The organism is Nocardia terpenica, assembly GCF_013186535.1.
In the GTDB taxonomy this organism is placed as follows: Bacteria; Actinomycetota; Actinomycetes; order Mycobacteriales; family Mycobacteriaceae; genus Nocardia; species Nocardia terpenica.
In genome coordinates this window covers 1,451,192-1,470,856 of the sequence record NZ_JABMCZ010000001.1, presented here as the reverse complement: position 1 = coordinate 1,470,856, position 19,665 = coordinate 1,451,192, and the positions used below count along the sequence as shown (strand labels likewise).

The window sequence follows — 19,665 nt, the reverse complement described above, 5'->3', positions numbered from 1 at the left end:
ACGACGATACCCATGCCCGAAATCACCATGCCCCGCCTCTCCGACACCATGGAGGACGGCGTCGTCGTGTCCTGGCTCAAGCAGGTCGGCGACTCGGTCGCGCGCGGCGACATCCTCGCCGAGATCGAGACCGACAAGGCCCTCATGGAACTGGAGGCCTACGACGACGGTGTGCTGGAACAGATTCTCGCCGAGGCGGGTTCGCGCGTGCCGATCGGTGAGACTATCGCGCTGCTCGGTGATGGGAGTGGCTCGGCCACCGCATCGAAACCAGCCCCTGTTGCCACTCCCACGGCACCCGAGTCCGACGCTCCGGTGAGTGCCACCACCGGAAACGATGGTGCACAGACCGATTCGGCCCCGAGCGTGGATCGTCCGACCGCATCGAACGGCCGTCGGCCCAAGTCCTCGCCGCTGGCCCGCAGGATCGCCGTCGAGCTCGGCGTGGACATCGCGACGGTGACGGGCACCGGTCCGGGCGGGCGGATCACCAAGCAGGATATCGAATCCGCCGCGCGGGCAGCGGGTTCCGCGCCCATGCAGGCCGCGGCTCAGCCTGCGACGGCGCAGCCCACGGCCCCGGCGGCGGCACCCGCTCCCGCTTCCGCCGACTACGACGAGATCCCCCTGACCCGCATTCAGGAGGTGTCGGCCAAGCGGCTCGCCGAGAGCAAGCAGCAGGCCCCCCACATCTACCTGACCAGCGCGATCGACGTCACCGACCTGCTGACGTTCCGGGTGCAGATCAATGCGACGCTGGAGGCCGCGGGCAAGGGCAAGGTCAGCGTCAACGACCTGCTGGTGAAGGCGGTGGCCTCGACGCTGCGCACCGATCCGTCCTGCAATGTCACCTTCGCCGGTGACAAGCTGTTGCGGCACAAGGGTATTCACCTCGGTATCGCGGTGGCCACCCCGGCCGGTCTGCTGGTGCCGGTGATCCGCGACGCCGACCGCAAGAGCGTGTCCGAGATCGCCGCCGAGTCCCGCGACAAGGCCGAGCGGTCCCGCGATCGCAAGCTGCGCGCCGACGAGATGGGCGGCGGCACGTTCACCATCTCGAACCTCGGCATGTTCGGCATCGAGCAGTTCACCGCGGTCATCAACCCCCCGGAGTCGGCCATCCTGGCCGTCGGCGCCGCCCAGGACGAACTCCGCCTCGACGGCGACACCGTCGTCGCGCGAAAAATCCTGCGCGTCACCCTCTCCGCCGACCACCGCGCCATCGACGGCGCGGTAGCCGCAAGCTTCCTCCAACAGTTCAAGGCCCTCCTGGAACACCCCCTGCGCATCATCGCGTAGCCCCGACTCCCAGGTTTGCGAGGCCCGGGAAGAGCAGTGCCGCCGGTGGCCAACCACCGGCGGCACTGCGCATTTCGGCACCGCCCGACATCCGGCACCTTCCAGTTCCCGGCAGGCTCACACTCCATCCCCGCGCGCTCACACTCCAACTCCCCGCGCGCTCACACTCCATCCCCGCGCACTCACACTCCACCTCCCGGCACGCTCACGCGCCAGCTCCCCGCATGCTCACGCCCCAGCTCCCCGCATGCTCACAACTCCAGTTCCCCGCATGCTCACAACTCCAGTTCCCGGCATGCTTTTGGCCGGGAACCCGCTTGCGGGAATATTCCCCCGCACCACGGTGGTTCCCCACCACAAGCGTGCTCCGGGGTCGGTGGAAGTCCGAACCGGCGGTGACAGTCCGCGAGCCGGTCGCAGCCAGCGGCCGGTCGACCCGGTGCAATTCCGGGACCGACGGTGAGAGTCCGGATGGGAGGCAGCGCGCGGGGCCGAGTTCTGCTCGGATCTTTCGCGTACCCCGGAGCCAATGGGGATCGAGGAGGTCCGGGAGATGCGCACCGTCCATCCGACGAGCCGGGGTGCCGCGTGAATGCGGGATTCTCGCTGTTCGGCGAACACATTCTCTGGACCGATCTGATCGGCAATATCGCCTCGCTGGCGGTGGTCTGGCTGGCCATGCGCAAGACCATGTGGACCTGGCCCGTGCAGTTCGTCGGGGCCCTGCTGCTGTTGGCCGCCTCGCTGCACGCGCACGTCCCGGGCAATGCGCTCAAGCAGCTGCTGTTCTGCGTGCTCGCGGTGTACGGCTGGGTCGCCTGGACCCGCGGCAATCGCGACGCACAGGGCCTGCTGGTTCGCCCGGCGACCGCACGCGAGCGGCTGGTCCTGCTCTCCGGCCTGGTCCTGGGCACGGTGGTCGTGGCCGAATTGTTCGTGCACCTGCCCTGGCTGCACATCGCCTGGTCACCGTGGGTGAACGCGTATATCTTCGTCGGCAGCGCGGTCGCCACCTTCGCCCAGAGCCGCGCGCTGGTCGACTTCTGGATCATCTGGATGCTCGTCGACGCGGCCGGGGTTCCGCTGGCATTCAAATCCGGACTGTATGTCTCCGGCGCCGTGTACGGCGCGTTCTTCGTCCTGGTCCTGCTCGGCTTCAACCGCTGGCGGCGCGAATACCGCCTGCGGCAGGCGGAGCCGACGACCGCCACCGCCTAGTCACAGCAGTCCCCGCACCCGCAGGTCTCGCACGTACTTGTCGATCAGTTCTCGGGTCAGGTGCGGAATGTCGCCGTCGGGTCCGATCCCGTTCTGCTGCACCGCGGCTCGGAACTTCTTGGCGGGCACCGCCGTGCCGCGGGTCGGCGGCGCCGGGCGACGGTAGGCGTGCAGCAGCGGGAGCACGGTGTGCTGGCGCTGCTGTTCGGGCAGGGCCCGCAGCGCGGTGTCGAAGCGCGCGAACCATTCCGCGAAATCATCGATCCGTTCCAGCGGATGGCCCGCCTCGATCAGCCAATCCACGAACTCGTCCAACGAGATTCCGTCGTCGTGCGGATTGAGCACGTCGAAGGATTCGTAGCCCGCCGTCACTCGGCCGCCGAGCGTGGCGATGGCCTCGGCGGTGAAATCGGCTGGCAGCCCCTCGTAATGGGCACGCTGCCGGTTGCCCCGCGCGTCCAGCTGGTAGAACGACTTCGGGGCGATACCGGTCATCAGCAGGCTCAGCATCAGCCGGGTGAAGATATCGGGCACGTTGAGCTGACCGGAATACCGGCTGTGCGCCAGGATCATGTCCGACCGGAACACCGCCACCGGCAGGCCGCACAGATCGTGCGCCTCCCGCAACAGCACCTCACCGGCCCACTTGCTGTTGCCGTACCCGTTGGCGTAACTGTCGTCGAGCACTCGGACCGGGCTCATGTCGCGCATGTCCCCGTCCTCGTCGAAGACGGCGGGATCGATCTGCGCGAGCGCGGACACCGTGGACAGGTAGGTGATCGGTTTGATCCGCGTGGTGATCGCCAGCCGGATCGCCTCCGCCGTGCCGACCACATTCGGCCCGAACAGCTGGTCGTAGGGCAGCACGTGGTTCACCAGCGCCGCCGGATGCACGATCAGATCGACCGATTCGGCCAGCCGCCGCCACTCCCGCTCGCCCAGGCCGAGATTCGGTTCGGCGACATCGCCCGCCAGTACCCGGAGCCGGGAGTCGGACAGTTCCCGGTAGTCGCGGGTGAGATCCGGGTCGTCGGCGAAGACGGCGTCCAGGCGCTGCCGGGCCGCGTCGGCAGTACCGCCGCGCACCAGGCAGATCAGGGTTCCGTCCGAATCACGTAGTCGCCGTAGCCATTCCAATGCCAGGAAGCGACCGAGATAGCCGTTGGCGCCGGTGAGCAGCACCGTGCGCGGCGGCTGCGGAGCGTGCGTCGAACCGGCGGCGGCGGACAGGGTTTCGGCGTCGATGAACTTGTCCAGCGCCAGATCCGCCGCGCGAATCTCGGTGCCGCCGCTGTGTACGGAAGCGAAACTCGGCCGGGCAGAGCCGGATTCGCGTTCGTTCTCGATATAGGCCGCCAGCTGCCGCAGATCGGTGGCCGGGCCGACGATCACACCGACCGGCACCGACACCGCGAAGATCTCCTGCAACAGATTCGACAGCGACAGCGCCGACAGCGAATCACCGCCCAGCTCCGCGAAATGCGCATCCGGGGACAGTTCGGCCTCGGCGACTCCCAGCAGTGCCCGCGCCGCCCGGCTCACCGTCTCCAGCACCGGCCGGTCCGCGGCATCGCGTCGCAACGCGAGCAGTTCGTCGGCCCGCTCGCGCGCCAGCTCGGCGTACATCCGTTCCAGCCGCTCGCCGTAGCGGTCCCTCAGCTTGGGCCGCAACACCTTTCCGATGCCGGACAGCAGGCCGTTCGCGGTGGTGAACGGCTCGGTCTCGAGGAGGAAGTCGCGCGGAATCTCGTAGGAGTTCAGCTCGGCCTCCTTCGCGATGCGTTGCAGCGATTCGCCCACGGCCGCCTTGCGTTTCGCGGGGTCCAGGGCCAGCGCCTCGGCGGTGGGCACGATGACCGCGAGCAGGAAGGCGCGCTCGCTGCTGCCGTACACGTAGATCTGCCGGATCAGCGGGCTGGTAGAAAATATCGCCTCCAGCTTTGCGACGGTGACGAATTCGCCCTGCGACAGCTTGAGCACATTGTTGCGCCGATCCACGTAGACCAGCCGGTCCGGCTCGACCTCGGCCACCACGTCGCCGGTGCGGTAGAAGCCGTCCTCGTCGAACATCTCCGCCGTGATCTCGGGGCGCTTGTAGTAGCCGGGGAACATTTGCGTCGTCTTGACCAGCAGTTCGCCGCGCGGATGCGGCTTGTCGCTGCGGAAGTAGCCCAGTTCGGGCACGTCGACGAGCTTGTAGTCCAGCACCGGCGGGCGCTTCACCACGTCGTCGACGAACAGCCCGGCCCCGGCCTCGGTGGAGCCGTAGCCGTCGTGCAGCTGTAGTTCCAGCACCGATTCCATGAACGCCCGCATCTCCGCCGACAGCGGCGCGCTCGCGCACAGCGCCACCAGGTGCCGCCCGCCGAGCACGCGCTCGCGCAGGTCGGCGCGCACCTCGGCCTCGGCCGTCGCGCGGTCCTCCCCCGCCACCACGCGGCGGTCGACGTCGCTCTGGAACCGCTGGAAAAGCATCTCGCACACCCGCGGCACGAAGTACAGCTCGGTGGGGCGCACCAGCTCGAAATCGTCGAATATCGTGGACAGGTCGCTGGCGGCGGCGAAGTAGGCGGTGCCACCGCGCGCCAGGGTGCCGCCCAGGATCAGCCGTCCCGCAACGTGACTGAGCGGCATGTAGTGAAAGCTGATCGAGGGCACCGGGTTTCCGACCACGAACTGCCACATGGCGGCGGCGAGGCGGTCGGTGTAGATGGCGCCCTTGGGTGCGCCGGTGCTGCCGGAGGTGTAGATCAGCAGCCGCAGCGCGTCGTCGGATTCGGGCTCGAACAGCGGGGCGTCGGGCAGGGTGCGGCCGCGCTCGAGCGCCTCGCCGAAGGTTTCCAGCAGCACCGCGATGCCCGCCTCCCGCAGCCGGGTGCGCGCGGATTCCAGTGTGGCGCGGTGGGTGTCGTCGCCGGGCTCGTAGTCGAAGACCAGCACCCGCTCCGGCGCGGTGCCGGTGATAATGGATTCGACGGCGGAGGTGAGCTGTTCCAGCGAGGTGGCGATCACGCGCGGGCGGGTCTCGGCGGTGATCGAATTCCATTGTGCCACCGCGGCGCCCGCCTGCATCGGCACCGACACCAGGCCGAGGTAGGTGCAGGCCAGGTCGACGATGGCGTAGTCGCTGCTGGTGAAGCCGATGGTGCACGCGAAATCGCCGGAGCGCACCGGCTTTTCGGCATCGTGGTGCCAGGCGGCCGCCAAATCCCGCACCCGCTCGAACATCTCGCGATAGGTGATGGTGTCGTAGCGGGGCAGCAATCGCCGTATCGTCCGGCCCGATTCGTCGGTGACCAGTTCGGTGGCGCGGTGGGCGAGAGCGGGCCGATCGCCGTAGCGTTCCGCCGCGATGGCGACGATGCGCGCCAGCGCCAGCCCCGGCCGCAACAACTCCTCGAGCACATCCGGTACCGGTGCCGCCCGGCGAACCTGCTCGTCCTCCAGCACCGCGACTCTGCGCCGCTCCCGCTGCTCCTGCCACGCATTATTCGCCACGACCATCCCTCCCTGGGTCGCTCAACCATCCCAACCTGCGGCGCACCGCACGATACATCCCTACCACTCCGACGTTAGCGCCACCGACAGCCAGGATGAATAACGACCGAAACCCCAATTCTTCCCGGCAAAAGACCCACCGGGAACAAGGATTGAGGCCACCACCGGGAAGACGTGAGACGTCAACCGTCCCGCCACGGCGGTACAAATATGTCCCCGGCACCAACGATCCCGCCATCCCGCCACCAACGATCCCGTCGTCCCGGCACCAACGATCCCGCCGTCCCGGCACGAAAAATCCTGCCACCCCGGCACGAACGATCCCGCCATCCCGGCACGAAAAATCCCGCCACCCCCGGCACGAAAAATCCCGTCATCCCGGCGTGCTTTTGGCCGGGATGACGGGACAGGCCCGCGCGGCGCTGGGCGGGCGGGTGGGGTGGTCAGAGGAGGTTGCGGAGTTTCAGGTCGGTGGCGTACTTCTCGATGAGGGCCGCCGTGAGGTGGGGGATGTCGTTGTCGGGGCCCAGGTGGGCGGATTGGACCGCGGACTGGAACTTCTTGGCGGGCAGGGCCGCTCCGCGCAGCGGGGGTGCGGGGTGCTGGTAGGCGCGCAGCAGCGGGATCAGCGAGTGCTGGCGCTGCTGTTCGGGCAGGGCGCGCAGCGCGGTGTCGAAACGGGCGTACCACTGGTCGAAATCGTCGATTCGTTCCAGCGGGTGGCCCGCCTCGATCAGCCAATCCACGAACTCGTCCAACGAGATCCCGTCGTCGTGCGGGTTGAGCACGTCGAAGGTCTCGAAGCCGGACACGACCTGCGTGCCGAGGGTGGTGATGGCCTCGGCGGTGAAGTCCGCGGGCAGGCCGTCGTAGTGCGCCCGCTGCCGGTTGCCCTGCGCATCCAGCTGGTAGAACGACTTCGGGGCGACGCCGGTGGCCAGCAGGCTCAGCAGCAGGCGCGTGAAGACGTCCGGGACGTTGAGCTGACCGGCGTACCGGCTGTGCGCCAGGATCATGTCCGACCGGAACACCGCCACCGGCAGACCGCACAGATCGTGCGCCTCCCGCAACAGCACCTCACCGGCCCACTTGCTGTTGCCGTACCCGTTGGCGTAGCTGTCGCTCAGCGTCCGCACCGCGCTGGTCTCGCGGATGTCGCCGTCCTCGGTGAACACCTCGGGCGCGATCTGATCCGCCACACCCACCGTCGACAGGTACGTCACCGGCTTGATCCGCGCCGTCAGCGCCAGCCGGATCACCTCCGCGGTACCGACCACGTTGGGCCCGAACAACTGTCCGTACGGCAGCACGTGGTTCACCAGCGCCGCCGGATGCACGATCAGATCGACCGTCTCCGCCAGCCGCCGCCACTCCTGCTCGCCCAGACCGAGATTCGGCTCACCGATATCGCCGGGCAACACCTCGAGGGTCCCCTCGGCCAGCTCGGCGTAGTGCCGCACCAGCTCCGGATCACCGCTGTCGAACACCTCGTCCAGCCGCCTACGCGCCGCCTCGGCGCTGCTGCCGCGGATCACGCAGATCAGCGTGCCGCCCGAATCGTGCAGCCGCTCCAGCCATTCCAGCGCCAGGAAGCGACCCAGATAGCCGTTCGCCCCGGTGAGCAGCACCGTGCGCGGCGGCTGCGACGGACGCGGCAAACCCCCGGCGGCGGACAGGGTTTCGGCGTCGAGGAACTTGTCCAGCGTGAGATCCGCGGCCCGGATCTGCGTGCCGGTGCCGTGCACCGAACCCACCGTCGGCCGCTTCCCACCCGAATCGCGTTCGGACTCGATGTAATCGGCCAGCTGCCGCAGATCGTTGGCCGGGCTGACGATCACACCGACCGGCACCTCGACCTCGAAGATCTCCTGCAACAGATTCGACAGCGACAGCGCCGACAGCGAATCCCCGCCCAGATCGGCGAAATGCGCGTCCGCGCGCAGCTCCGCATCGGTCACGCCGAGCAGGGCACGGGCCGCGCGAGCGACCGTCTCCACCACCGGCAGATCGCGGGCATCGCGGCGCAACGCCTGTAGCTCATTGGCCTGCTCGGCCGCCAGCTCGGCGTACAGCTGCTCGAGCCGCTCGCCGTAGCGCTCCTTCAGCTTGGGGCGCAACAGCTTCGCGATGCCCGACAGCAGCCCGTTCTCCATGCTGAACGGCTCGGTCTCGAGCAGGAAGTCGCGCGGGATCTCGTAGGAGTTCAACTCGGCGTCCTTGGCGACCTGCTGCAGCGACTCGCTCAGCGCCGCCTTCAGCTCACCGGCATTCGGATGCGCGGCGATCGCCTCGGCGGTCGGCACGATCACCGCGAGCAGATACGCGCGCTCGCTGCTGCCGTACACATACATCTGCCGCACCAGCGGGCTGCTGATATACAGCGCCTCCAGCTTGGACACCGCCACGAACTCGCCCTGCGACAGCTTCAGCACATTGTTGCGGCGATCGACGTACACCAGCTGGTCGGGACCGATCTCGGCCATGACGTCGCCGGTGCGGTAGAAGCCGTCGGCGTCGAAGATCTCCTGGTTGATCTCGGGCCGCTTGTAGTAGCCCGGAATCAGGGTGGCCGACTTGATCAGCAATTCGCCACGGGGATAAGGCTTGTCGGTGCCGAAGTAGCCGAGGTCGGGGACGTCGATCAGCTTGTAGTCGGTCACCGGCGGCCGCTGCAGCTGGTTGTTCATCAGCACGCCGCCGCCGGTCTCGGTGGCACCGTAGCCGTCGATCAGCCCGAGCCCGAGCAGCGACTCCATGAACGCGCGCATATCCGCCGACAGCGGGGCGCTGCCGACCAGCGCGACGATGAACCTGCCGCCCAGGAAGTGGTCGCGCAGTTCGACTTTCACCTCGCGCTCGGCCTGCTCGCGCGCCTCGCCCGCCGCCACCCGGCGGTCGGTCTCGCTCTGGAAGCGCTGGAACACCATGTCGCACACGCGCGGAACGAAGAACAGGATGGTCGGCCGCACCAGCGCGATGTCGTCGAACAGCGTCGACATATCGCTCTTCGCCGCGAAATACACGGTGCCGCCGCGCGCCAGCGACGACAGCAGCGACGCCCGCCCGGCGACGTGGCTCATCGGCATGAAGCTCATGCCGATCGACGGCAGCGGCATATCCCCGGCGACCCGCCAGAAGCGGCTCACCAGCCACTCGGGATACATTGCGCCCTTGGGGGTTCCGGTGCTGCCGGAGGTGTAGATGAGCAGGCCCAGGTCGTCGGCGGCGCCGCCGGTGTACAGCGGCACGGCCGGCAGTTCGCGGCCCCGGGCGAGCACCGCGTCCAGGGTTTCGACCAGCACCGGGCTGTCGGCCAGGCGGCGGCGCGCGGTCTCGACGGCGGCACGGTGCACGTCGTCCTCGGCGTGGTAGTCGAAGACGATCAGCGAGCGCACCGAATCGGCGGCCAGCACGAGTTCGACTGCCGCGTCGAGCTGTTCGACATTGCTCGCCAACACCCGCGGCTCGGTCTCGGACACGATCGGCCGCAGCTGCGCCAGCGAGGCCCCCGCCTGCAACGGCACCCCGACGGTGCCGGTGATCGCGCACGCCACGTCGACAATGGTGTAATCGATGCTGGTGAAGCCCAGAATCGCGACGAAATCGCCTGCGCGTACCGGCCTTTCGGCATCGTGATACCAGGCGGCGGCGATCGCGCGCACCCGCTGCCACAGCTCACCGTAGGTGATGGTGTCGAACCGCGGCAGCAGCGTGGTGCGGCGGCGGCCCGACTCGTCGGCGACGAACTCCACCGCCCGCTGCCCCACCGCGGGCCGATCCGCGTACGCTTCCATGACCGTCGCGACGAGCTGCGACAGCCGCAGCCCCGGATCCTGCAGGGTCGTACTCACCGATTCGTCCGGTACGGCGGCGGCGATCTGATCGTCGCTCGCGATCAGTTCCTCGGCACGCCGTGCCAGCTCCTCGTACTCCGCTTCAGCGTCCATCCGCCGGGCTCCTCGATCCACTTCGTTCGATGTTCTGATATGCACAAGCGCGGGGAACCGCGTGTCCTCGCAATTAATTTACCTACGGTAACTATTCAACTGTTGTACGCGGTCCGACCGGTGTCAAGAGACCCACCGGCCGCCCGGACATCGACCGAGCTCAGCGCGGATTGAGGAATTTCTCACTCCGACCTTTTTGTCTGTTTTATACTTTTCCGTGCTCGGGCGGAAATGATCTGGACGCCTCGACCACTCCGACTGAGCACACCGGAATATCCGGGAGGCGGAAATCGCAGGTAGAGCGGGTCTTTCGAGGGGACGGCTACCCTGGGTGGGGACGACGGGAGCTCACCCGCCGGAAGGGGTGCGCGATGTTCGAAAGGTTTACCGACCAGGCCAAGCACGCGGTGGTACACGCTCAGGAGGCGGCGCGTGGGTTCGATCACGACTATATCGGGGCGGAGCACCTGCTGATCGGCGTCTTCCGGGTCGCCACGGCGGAGGAGGCCCCGGCCACCGCGCAGACCCTCGAGCGGCTGGGGCTCGGCGCGGACGAGGCCGTCGCCAGAGTTCCGATGACACCCGGCCCGACGAAAGGCGCTGCGGCCGGTCACATTCCGTTCACCGCCGAGGCTAAATCCGCGCTGGAGAGCGCGTTTCGCGAGGCGCTGGAGCTCGGCAACACCACCATCACGCCGGACCATCTGCTGCTGGGCATTGTTCGTGCCGCACAGGCCGATTCCGGCTCGGTGGCCGCTCGCGCGGTGCGGGCCCTGGGGCTCGACGCCGAACCGGTGCGCACCGCGCTGGGCCGCACCCGCATCACGCTGTCGCGGACGGCGAGCAAGACGCTGGCGCGGGCGGGCATGGAGGCCCGGCACCACCATCACGACCACGTCGAGACCGCCCACCTGCTGCTGGCGCTGCTCGCCGTCGACCCCGATCTGTGCCGCCGGGTCTTCGACGCGGCCGGGGCCGATCCCGAACTCGTACGCGCCGAACTGGTTACCATCCTCGGAACCGGGGAGGGCCGGGCCGGGTAGCCCACCTTCCGCAGCGCAAGGAGGAGTTCATGTCTCAGCAGATCGGTGGTGCGGCCGTGAGAATCGATCGGATCGTCACCTCCGGAACCTTCGAATTGGACGGCGGCAGCTGGGATGTCGACAACAACGTGTGGGTGGTCGGCGACGACCGCGCCGCGGTGGTGATCGACGCCGCGCACGACATCGCGCCCATCGTCGCGGCGGTCGGCGACCGGACCGTCGCCGCGATCGTGTGCACGCACGCCCACAACGATCACATCAATGCCGCCCCCGCCCTGGCCGAGGCCCTCGGCGCGCCGATCCGGCTGCACCCGGCCGACGACATGCTGTGGCAGGCCGTGCATCCCGGGGTCGGATACCGGCCGCTGACCGACGGGCAGCGAATCCCGGTCGGCGACACCGAACTTCGGGTGCTGCACACGCCCGGTCACTCCCCCGGGTGCTGCTGCCTGTACCTGGCCGCCCAGGGTGTCGTCTTCACCGGCGACACCCTGTTCTCCGGCGGCCCCGGCGCGACCGGCCGCTCCTACTCCGACTTCCCTGCCATCATCGAATCCATCCGCACCCGGCTGCTCATGCTGCCCGCGGACACGGTCGTGCACACCGGGCACGGGGATTCGACCACCGTCGGCGCGGAGGCGCCGCACCTGTCGGAGTGGATCAAGCGCGGGCACTGAGCGTGTCGTCGAGCCAGTCGTAGATCCTTGCCGACGCCAATCGCTGGGCGCCCGCGTGGCAGTGGGCGTCGCCGCCCTCCTCGGCGGTGAAGCTCAGCAGCGTCTTCGGCCCGGTGAGGTGGCGGTACAGGCGGCGCGGTTCGGCCTCCTGCTCGCCGTCGCCGGACCAGAACAGGTCCTCGGTCGCCTCACACACCAGCACCGGGCACGAAATCCGTTCCGCCACACCGTCGGCGACGTTGTAGTCGAGGAAGACGGCCATGAATTCGCGATCGGTGTTCCCGCCCATCACGTAGCGGCCCTGGTCGCAGGCCCAGCGCGCCACCGGGCTCGCCGACCGGGCGGCGGCGATGATCGCGTCCAGTTCCGGATCGTGCGCGGCGCGCAGGCGGCGGCGCAGTTCGTCGTCGGGCAGGCCGAAGAGTCCGGTCACCGCGGAGCTGGCGTCGTACACGCCGTCGACGGCCACCACCGCGGCCAGGCGGGGCTCGAAGGCGGCCGCACGCGGGGCGAGCATGCCGCCGAGGCTGATACCCAGCAACGCGATTCGCCGCCGATCGACCTCCGGATCCTCGGCGAGGAAGTCGAGCACCGGGCCGACCACATGCTCCCAGTCCGGCCGGAAGCGCAGGCCCTTGCCGTGGATGGCGCTGGACTGTCCGGGTCCGTCGAAGGTGAGGACGTGGTAGCCGCGCTCCTGCCCGGCGAGCGCCCCCTGGAAGTGCAATTCCTCGCAGGAGCCGTCGAATCCGCTGTGCATCACCAGCGTCGGCTTCGGCCCGGAGCCGGGCGCGCGGTAGAGGTAGCCGCTGAGAGTGGTTCCCTCGTAAGGGATCTCGACCGGCCGGATGGATGGGTCGTCGGCGATCGCGGCGCGGAAGCATTCGACGCTGCGCCCATAGGCGTAGTCGATGCGCGGATCGGCCGGGTCGCCGTGCAGGAAGAACTCCGCGGTCCGGAAATACGTGCTGGCGCGCAGGAATCCGTCGCGGGCGCTGATCGGGTGGGCCTTCTCCGCCTCGGCGGCAACGCGTTCCGCGGTCGCCAGCCAGCGGTCGTGCCAGCTGTCGTAGTCACCGGCGGTGATACCGGCGGCGGTGGCCAGCACCTCGCCGAAATCCGCTCCGCCGTAGCTCGCGTGGCTGAACACGCGCAGGGTCTCGAACCAGAACTGTGCGTCGTCGGGGAACAGCAACTGCTTCATCGGGTCATCTCCTTCGTGACGAATTCGTGGAAGCCGCGGGCCGGTCGGCCGGTCACCCGTGGCACGGTGTCGGTGATGCGGTCCTCGGCGCCGCGCCGGATGTCGTCGTCGAGACCGGCGAGCATCGCGGCGTAGGCGGGCGGAATACCGGAGTCGGCAAGGCGCGCAGCGTATTCGGCGACGCTCGCGCTGCGATGGCGCACCGGGCGGCCGATGCGATCGGTGATGATCTCGGCCGCCTCGGCGTAGCTCAGCGCCTGCGGGCCGGTCAGTATCAGTTCCCCCGGGTGTGGTTCGGGATCGGTCAGCGCCCGCGCGGCGACCGCGGCGATATCGCCCGCGTCGACGAAACCGATGCGGCCCGCGCCCGTCGCGGTGACGATCTCGCCGTCCCGAACCCCCTGTGCCACCGGACTATCGCCGAGGAAGTTCTGCATGAACCACGACGGCCGCAGCACCGTCCATTCGGGTAGCGACCGGATCAGGTGATACAGCCCGCCCAGCCCGCTGTCGGAGGCCGCGATCGCCGACGAACCCAGCAGCACGATCCGTCGCACGCCGTAGCGCCGCGCCTGCTCGACGAACGGTGTCACCAGCGGCACCGGGTCGGCCACGCCGGTCGGCGCCACCAGGTAGACCGCCGAGACACCCGCCAGCGCCGCATCGAAAATGCCGGTGTCCCAGTCGAATCGGATCTGCGCCCGCTCCGCGCCCGGGGTCCGGGTGGCCAGCCGCACCGGAATGCTCTGCGCGCGCAGCAGTTTCGCGACACGGCTGCCGGTGGTGCCGGTGGCACCGGTTATCAGTACGTCAGGCATCGCCGCCGCCGAACGCGGACGTGAGCGCGCCCACCCCACCGAGCGCCGCGCTCGCGGCCAGCGGATTCCAGTAGTCGCGGTAGTGTCGAATCTCGTTGTCACGCACGGTGATCACGGCGATGTACCGGAGCCGATAGGGCGCGCCGGTGGCCGTCACCAACCCGGCGGCCTCGAATTCGACGATCACCACCTCCGGATCGACGGTCTGGTGGACGGTCACGTGGTCGACCTCCCGGACGTCGAACTTGTCGGGGTAGTCGCGCAGGTACTCCTCGACCGCCGCCCGGCCCGCCAGGCGGGTGGGATAGCCGGGCGGGGCGAACGGGAATTCGGCGGTGCCGTCGACCGCCCACAGCCCGGCGAAACCGGCCATGTCGTGGGTGAGCAGCAGATCGAGGGCGTGCTGGACGAGTTCGCGAGGGTTCACGAAGCCTCCTGAAGAAAGCCGGACGGGACGGTGCCGTCCCGACGACGAATATAGACGGGACGGTACCGTCTCGTCCAGTCGCTATACTGCGGCACATGACACGACGCACACCGACCGGCGCCGCCGTGCTGCAGCCCGAGGTCACCCGCTCGATCACCGAGGCGGTGCTCGACGAGCTCGCCGAGCAGGGCCACGCCCGGCTGTCGATGGAATCGGTGGCCAAGCGCGCCGGAGTCGGCAAGAGCGCGCTGTATCGGCGCTGGCCGTCCAAGCACGACATGGTCCTCGCGGTGATTTCCGAATTCAGTGTGGGCCTGGCTGTTTCGCCCGATACCGGCTCGCTGCGCGAGGACGTGCACGCGACCTTGACCGCGATCGTGGGGTGGCTGACCCACCCCCGCTTCTCCCGCATCCTGCCCGACATGATCGCCGAGGGCGCTCGCAATCCGGCCATGTACGAGGTCTTCGACGCCGCCATCGGCGCGCCGCGCCGCGCACAGGGGGAGGCCATGCTGCGCCGCGCGATCGACCGCGGGGAGTTGCCCGCCGATCTGGACATGGAAATCGCACTGGATCTGCTTGCGGCACCGATCTATTGGCGATTCATGGTGCGGGGGGCGGGACAGCCGCCGGAGTATTTGGATTCGCTGACGGACATGCTGTTGCGGGCGCTGGGGGCCAAGGTGTGAGGTCCCGGCCAAAAGCATGCCGGGACCAGAAGGGGACGCACACCGAGACCAGGAAGGGACGCACACCGAGACCAGAAGGGGGCACACACCGGGACCAGAAGGGGGCACACACCGGGACCAGAAGGGGGCACACACCGGGACCAGAAGGGGCGAAGGAGAGGACGTCGGGGGCCGTCCCGATGCCCGATGGACATCGGGTAGCCGCCAAAAGTTCAGGGTGGAAGGGCGACTCGTCAGCTGAGGGCCGTTAGGCGTTCAACCTGGTCATTTACCGTTCTTGTGTAGGAGCGGAGGGCTGATGAGTGCACGGCTTCGGACCGTATGGTTGGCGAATGTGGCGTCGGGTGCGGCGGCGGTGACGGTGCGGACGCCGTTGCGGCCGCGGGCGGCCCATGCCGTGTACGAGGTGGATCGGGTGCGGACGCGGCGGCCCGAGCTGGTGGCCACCGATCTCGAGGTGGTGACCGTCACCGACCGCTCGGTGATTCTGACCTGGACCACGCGGGCGCGCGACCGGGCCGGGCGGCTGCGCCCGGCACCGGCGAACACCGAGGTGCGGCTCGCCCCGGCCGACTCGCTCGGTCCGGCGCGGCCGCACTACGTCGACGATCACCCAACGGCCTACCACTACGCGGAGATTCACGGCCTGGAGCCCGGACGTGCCTACCGCTTCGAGGCGTATTCCGGTGGCTGCCGGGCGGTTTCGGCGCGCACGTTCGTCACCCGCCGCCCCGGCGCACCCGAAACCACCGGGGTATTCACCACTTTGACGCCGCCGCCCGGCCCGCTGCTGCACACCCTGGCGCTGGCCAACGACCTGCACATCGGCGAACACACCAGCGGGCTGCTGGTCGCGGGCCTGCCCACCGGCCTGCGGCACGACACCGACCGGCACCCCGACCTCATGCTCGAGGCGCTGCTCGACGATCTGCGGCGGCCCGATCGCGGCGCGGATCGACTCGTCGTCGCGGGCGATCTCACCGACTCCGGCACGCTGGAGCAGTCCCGGGCGGTGCGGGCGCGGCTCGACGCCTGGGGCGCGCTCGGGCGCGACTACTTCGTGTGCCGCGGCAATCACGATGTGCCGCAGCATCATCGGCAGGACCACTGGGGCGCGGTGTTCCATCCGCGGCAGCGATTGTCCGAGCATCGCGTCGGGGAGTTGCGCATCATCGGCCTGGACACCGCCCGGCTGCGCGGCTCGGGCGGCACCATCGTGGCCCCGCAACTGGATCATCTGCGCACCCGGCTGGCCGCCGACCCGGACCGGCCGACCCTCGTCTTCGGGCATCATCCGGTGACTTCCTCTGCGGCGGTGAGCAATCCGGGCGGACCCGGGTTCGTGCTCGATCGGTCGACGGCCGCCGCGCTGCACACCCTCTATCGCGGCGCGCCCGGGGTGTTCCTGCATCACAGCGGGCACACCCACCGCAATCGGCGCGGCCGCCCGGATTCGCCGGTGGGCGCGGAATTCCTCGAGGTCGCCGCGGCGAAGGAGTATCCGGGCGGCTACATGCTGCTACGCGTCTACACCGGCGGCTACATGGTGAACTTCTACAAGACCCGGACCGAGGCGGCGCGGCACTGGAGCACCCGCACCCGCCGCCAGTACCTGGGCCTGCATCCCGATCACGCGCTCGGCAGCTGCGCCGACCGCAATCACGTGGTGCTGCGCGACTTCTCGGGACTGACCGCCTGATTCGAGTGGCCCCGCACACGTCCCGTGGCCTGTTTCCGGACCAATGGTTATGGTGGGGTTCTGCCGCCTTCGGTGGGGGCGACACCGGTGTCCGGGAGGTTATATGTCGGTGCTCGACGAGGTGCACGGTCCGCGGGACCTGAAGCGAATGACCCACGACCAGCTCATCCGGCTGGCCGCGGAGATCCGAACCTTCCTGGTCGACAAGGTGTCCCGGACCGGAGGCCACTTCGGGCCGAACCTGGGCGTCGTCGAGCTGACCCTGGCGCTGCACCGGGTCTTCGATTCCCCGCGCGACCCGCTGCTGTTCGACGTGGGCCATCAGGCGTACGTGCACAAGATCGTGACCGGGCGCCGCGCCGAATTCGACACCCTGCGCCAGGCGGGCGGCCTGTCCGGCTACCCCGCGCGCGCCGAGTCCGAGCACGACTTCATCGAGAACAGTCACGCCTCGGTCGCCCTGTCCTATGCCGACGGCCTGGCCAAGGCGTTCCGGTTGCGCGGGCAGAATCGGCACGTGGTGGCGGTGGTCGGCGACGGCGCGCTCACCGGCGGCATGTGCTGGGAGGCGCTGAACAATATCGCCGCCGCGCCCGACCGGCCGGTGGTGATCGTGGTCAACGACAACGGCCGCTCCTACGATCCGACGATCGGCGGTGTCGCCGAACACCTTTCGCAGCTGCGGCTGCGCAGCTCCTACGAGCAGGCGCTGGCGCTGGGCAAGCGGCTGCTGCTGGATACGCCGATGGTGGGCCCGACCGCGTATGTGCTGCTGCACGCCGCCAAGCGCGGCATCAAGGACCTGCTGGCCCCGCAGCCGCTGTTCGAGGACCTGGGGTTGAAGTACGTCGGGCCGGTGGACGGGCACGATCTGCGCGCGCTGGAGACGGCGCTGCGGCGCGCCAAGGCATTCGGCGGCCCGGTCATCGTGCACGCCGTGACGCACAAGGGCCACGGTCACGCACCCGCGGAGAACGACGAGACCGACCGCATGCACCAGGTCGGGCCGCCGTCGGGCGCGAGTTCCGGCGTGCCGTGGACGTCGGCGTTCGCCGAGGAGCTGGTGCGGGCCGGGCGGCGGCGCCCGGACGTGATCGCGATCGGCGCGGCCATGCTGTGCCCCACCGGACTCGACCGCTTCGCCGCCGAATTCCCCGATCGCTGTTTCGATGTCGGCATCGCCGAACAGCACGCGCTCACCTCGGCGGCCGGATCCGCCATGGGCGGAATGCATCCCGTGGTGGCGCTGTATTCCACCTTCCTCAACCGGGCCTTCGATCAGCTGCTGATGGACATCGCGCTGCACCGCCAGCCGGTGACCGTCGTGCTGGATCGCTCGGGCATCACCGGCCCCGACGGGGCCAGCCATCACGGCATGTGGGATCTGTCGCTGCTCGGCATGATTCCCGGCCTGCGCGCCGCCGCGCCGCGCGACATCGACACTCTCCGTGCGGAATTCCGCGAGGCGCTGGAGGTGGACGACGGCCCCACGGTACTGCGCTTCCCGCGCGGCACCGCCCCCGCCGCCACGCCCGCCGTGCGCCGGGTGGGCGGCGTCGATATCCTGCACGAACCGGTCGCGGGCGCACGCAGGGACCTGCTGCTGGTCTCCGTCGGCGGCCTGGCCGACGTGGCGCTGCGCACCGCACATCGGTTGTCCGAGCACGACATCGGCGTCACGGTGGTGGATCCCCGCTGGATCCTGCCGATCCCGGCCGAGATCCCCGAGCTGGCCGCGGAACACGGTTACGTTGCCACCGTGGAGGATTCGGGCCGTCACGGCGGCATCGGCTGGGCGATCGCCGCCGCCCTCCGCGACGCCGACATCGACGTGCCCCTGCTGGATCTCGCACTCCCCCAGCAGTTTCAGCCGCACGGCACCCGCGCCGAGGTCCTCGCCCACGCGGGCCTCACCGCCGACGACATCGAGCAGCGCATCACGCGCTGGATCGGTCCTAGGTCGTCAGCGTCCGCTCAGGCGGGCGTGCAGGGAGGCTCGGGCGTGGGCGAAAACGGTGTCGCTGTCGAGTAATCGGGATCGGGTGACGACCGTTTGGCCGAGTGCGTCCAGCTCGTAGGCCAATTCGGCGGGATCGGTGTCGGCGGGCAGTTCTCCGGCGTCGATGGCGGCGCGAATCAGTGTGCACAGCAGGGCTTCCCAGTCCCGCAGCAGGGTGCGCAGGCGGTCGCGGACCGGGCCGGGGTGGTCGTCGAATTCGGCCTGGGTAGCGACGAAGAAACAGCGGCCCGGCAGGACGGGTTCGGCGTAGAAGGCGAGGCGGCTGTCCATCAGTGCCCGCAGGGCGGCCAGGCCCGTCCGGCCTTCGAGCGCCGGGATGACGACGAGCCGCTTCCATTGGTCGTTGGCCTGCTCGATCACCGCCAGCTGTAGCGACTGTTTGTCGGGCCAGTGGGTGAACAGTGCCGATTTGCTGATGCCCAACCCGGAGGCCAGCCGAGCCAGGCTCAGCCCGTCCAGGCCATCGGTGGACGCCTGCCGCACCGCGGCCTCGAGTACCACGGACCGCGTGCGGTCGCCCCGGGCACGCCGACCGTCGGAGGAGTTGAAAGACGACACGTGAACAATCTAACACAAACTATCCGACCAGTCGGACAGATTGTTATCGTGGCGATAGCTCGATGAACCGCTTCGGAAGGAGTCGTGCCATGTCGACCATCCCCACCCCGCATCACATCGGCATTGTCGTCGCCGATCTCGAGAAGGCCATGTCGGAACTGACCGAACTGCTCGGCTTGCAGTGGTTGCCCGCGGTTCGCAGCGGCCACCAGTCTCTCGGGCCGCACGGCGCGGTCATCGAGGATCCGGCGGCGGGACCGCTGCTGACCATGTCCCGGCAGGGGCCGCCCTACCTGGAACTCCTCGAACTCGTCCCGGGAACGGTCTGGTCGCGCTCGGGCCTGCATCACCTCGGCTACTGGTCCGCCGACGCCCACAACGACTCCGCCCGCATGACCGCGCAGGGCTTCCCGGTTCAGGCCGCCGCGGTGACCCTCGACGGCGACACCGCGCCGGGCGTCTTCTACCACCGCACCAGCGACGCACTGAATCTCGAACTGGTCGAGATGAGCCGCGGCGCACCGGCTTTCGCCCACTACCTGAACCTTCCGGCCGCCGACCTGTGAAG

Annotated in this window: 14 protein-coding genes and 1 riboswitch; of the genes, 8 read left to right on the top strand and 6 right to left on the bottom strand. The window is 69.1% G+C overall.

Annotated features, from left to right (window positions below):
* Window positions 1-12: 12 nt before the first annotated feature.
* Together HPY32_RS06935 and pnuC are read left to right on the top strand one after the other, a co-directional pair.
* Entirely contained in the window at window positions 13-1,299 is a 1,287-nt protein-coding gene (locus tag HPY32_RS06935; protein WP_171982732.1) for a dihydrolipoamide acetyltransferase family protein, read from the top strand.
* 358 nt (window positions 1,300-1,657) lie between these two features.
* Window positions 1,658-1,786, top strand: a riboswitch (FMN riboswitch).
* 101 nt (window positions 1,787-1,887) lie between these two features.
* On the top strand, window positions 1,888-2,517 hold the full coding sequence (pnuC, locus tag HPY32_RS06930) for a nicotinamide riboside transporter PnuC (protein ID WP_067592368.1): 630 nt from the start codon (window positions 1,888-1,890) through the stop codon (window positions 2,515-2,517).
* On the opposite strand, the gene car (HPY32_RS06925) is transcribed toward pnuC, so the two are convergent.
* Both car (HPY32_RS06925) and car (HPY32_RS06920) read right to left on the bottom strand, forming a co-directional pair.
* Window positions 2,518-6,021 carry a carboxylic acid reductase gene (gene car / locus HPY32_RS06925; protein ID WP_067592375.1) on the bottom strand — a complete coding sequence of 1,168 codons (3,504 nt, stop codon included), beginning with the start codon at window positions 6,019-6,021 and terminating at the stop codon, window positions 2,518-2,520.
* A 437-nt stretch (window positions 6,022-6,458) separates the two neighbouring features.
* The gene (car, locus tag HPY32_RS06920; RefSeq protein ID WP_171982731.1) at window positions 6,459-9,962 is read right to left on the bottom strand and encodes a carboxylic acid reductase; all 3,504 of its coding nucleotides are present in this window, start codon (window positions 9,960-9,962) and stop codon (window positions 6,459-6,461) included.
* Window positions 9,963-10,333: 371 nt separating this feature from the next.
* Between car (HPY32_RS06920) and HPY32_RS06915 the strand changes: the two genes are divergently transcribed.
* Both HPY32_RS06915 and HPY32_RS06910 read left to right on the top strand, forming a co-directional pair.
* A complete protein-coding gene (locus tag HPY32_RS06915) occupies window positions 10,334-11,005 on the top strand; it encodes a Clp protease N-terminal domain-containing protein (RefSeq protein ID WP_067592379.1) in 672 nt (223 codons plus the stop codon).
* A gap of 29 nt (window positions 11,006-11,034) precedes the next feature.
* The gene (locus tag HPY32_RS06910) at window positions 11,035-11,682 is read left to right on the top strand and encodes an MBL fold metallo-hydrolase (protein ID WP_067592382.1); all 648 of its coding nucleotides are present in this window, start codon (window positions 11,035-11,037) and stop codon (window positions 11,680-11,682) included.
* Here HPY32_RS06910 and HPY32_RS06905 read toward each other — a convergent pair.
* From HPY32_RS06905 to HPY32_RS06895, 3 genes are read right to left on the bottom strand one after another with little or no spacing between them, the layout of a single operon-like run.
* Window positions 11,666-12,886 carry an alpha/beta hydrolase family protein gene (locus HPY32_RS06905; protein WP_067592385.1) on the bottom strand — a complete coding sequence of 407 codons (1,221 nt, stop codon included), beginning with the start codon at window positions 12,884-12,886 and terminating at the stop codon, window positions 11,666-11,668. The genes HPY32_RS06910 and HPY32_RS06905 overlap by 17 nt on opposite strands.
* Complete coding sequence (locus tag HPY32_RS06900) at window positions 12,883-13,704, bottom strand: NAD(P)H-binding protein (protein ID WP_067592388.1); 822 nt, start codon at window positions 13,702-13,704, stop codon at window positions 12,883-12,885. Before HPY32_RS06900 ends, HPY32_RS06905 begins: the two co-directional genes overlap by 4 nt.
* Window positions 13,697-14,131 carry a nuclear transport factor 2 family protein gene (locus tag HPY32_RS06895; protein WP_082871651.1) on the bottom strand — a complete coding sequence of 145 codons (435 nt, stop codon included), beginning with the start codon at window positions 14,129-14,131 and terminating at the stop codon, window positions 13,697-13,699. The genes HPY32_RS06900 and HPY32_RS06895 overlap by 8 nt, the downstream gene beginning before the upstream one ends.
* A gap of 95 nt (window positions 14,132-14,226) precedes the next feature.
* Between HPY32_RS06895 and HPY32_RS06890 the strand changes: the two genes are divergently transcribed.
* The 3 genes from HPY32_RS06890 (at window position 14,227) to dxs (ending at window position 18,551) form a co-directional block, all read left to right on the top strand.
* On the top strand, window positions 14,227-14,820 hold the full coding sequence (locus HPY32_RS06890) for a TetR/AcrR family transcriptional regulator (RefSeq protein WP_067592392.1): 594 nt from the start codon (window positions 14,227-14,229) through the stop codon (window positions 14,818-14,820).
* 298 nt (window positions 14,821-15,118) lie between these two features.
* Window positions 15,119-16,519, top strand: coding sequence for a metallophosphoesterase (locus HPY32_RS06885; protein WP_067592395.1), 1,401 nt, complete (start codon window positions 15,119-15,121; stop codon window positions 16,517-16,519).
* Window positions 16,520-16,628: 109 nt separating this feature from the next.
* Window positions 16,629-18,551: a 1-deoxy-D-xylulose-5-phosphate synthase gene (dxs, locus tag HPY32_RS06880; RefSeq protein ID WP_197696651.1), complete on the top strand. Its 1,923-nt coding sequence runs from the start codon at window positions 16,629-16,631 to the stop codon at window positions 18,549-18,551.
* Here dxs and HPY32_RS06875 read toward each other — a convergent pair.
* Complete coding sequence (locus tag HPY32_RS06875; protein WP_067592402.1) at window positions 18,483-19,097, bottom strand: TetR/AcrR family transcriptional regulator; 615 nt, start codon at window positions 19,095-19,097, stop codon at window positions 18,483-18,485. The genes dxs and HPY32_RS06875 overlap by 69 nt on opposite strands.
* Window positions 19,098-19,186: 89 nt before the next feature.
* On the opposite strand from HPY32_RS06875, the gene HPY32_RS06870 reads away from it, so the two are divergent.
* Entirely contained in the window at window positions 19,187-19,663 is a 477-nt protein-coding gene (locus tag HPY32_RS06870; protein ID WP_067592405.1) for a VOC family protein, read from the top strand.
* Window positions 19,664-19,665 lie beyond the last annotated feature (2 nt).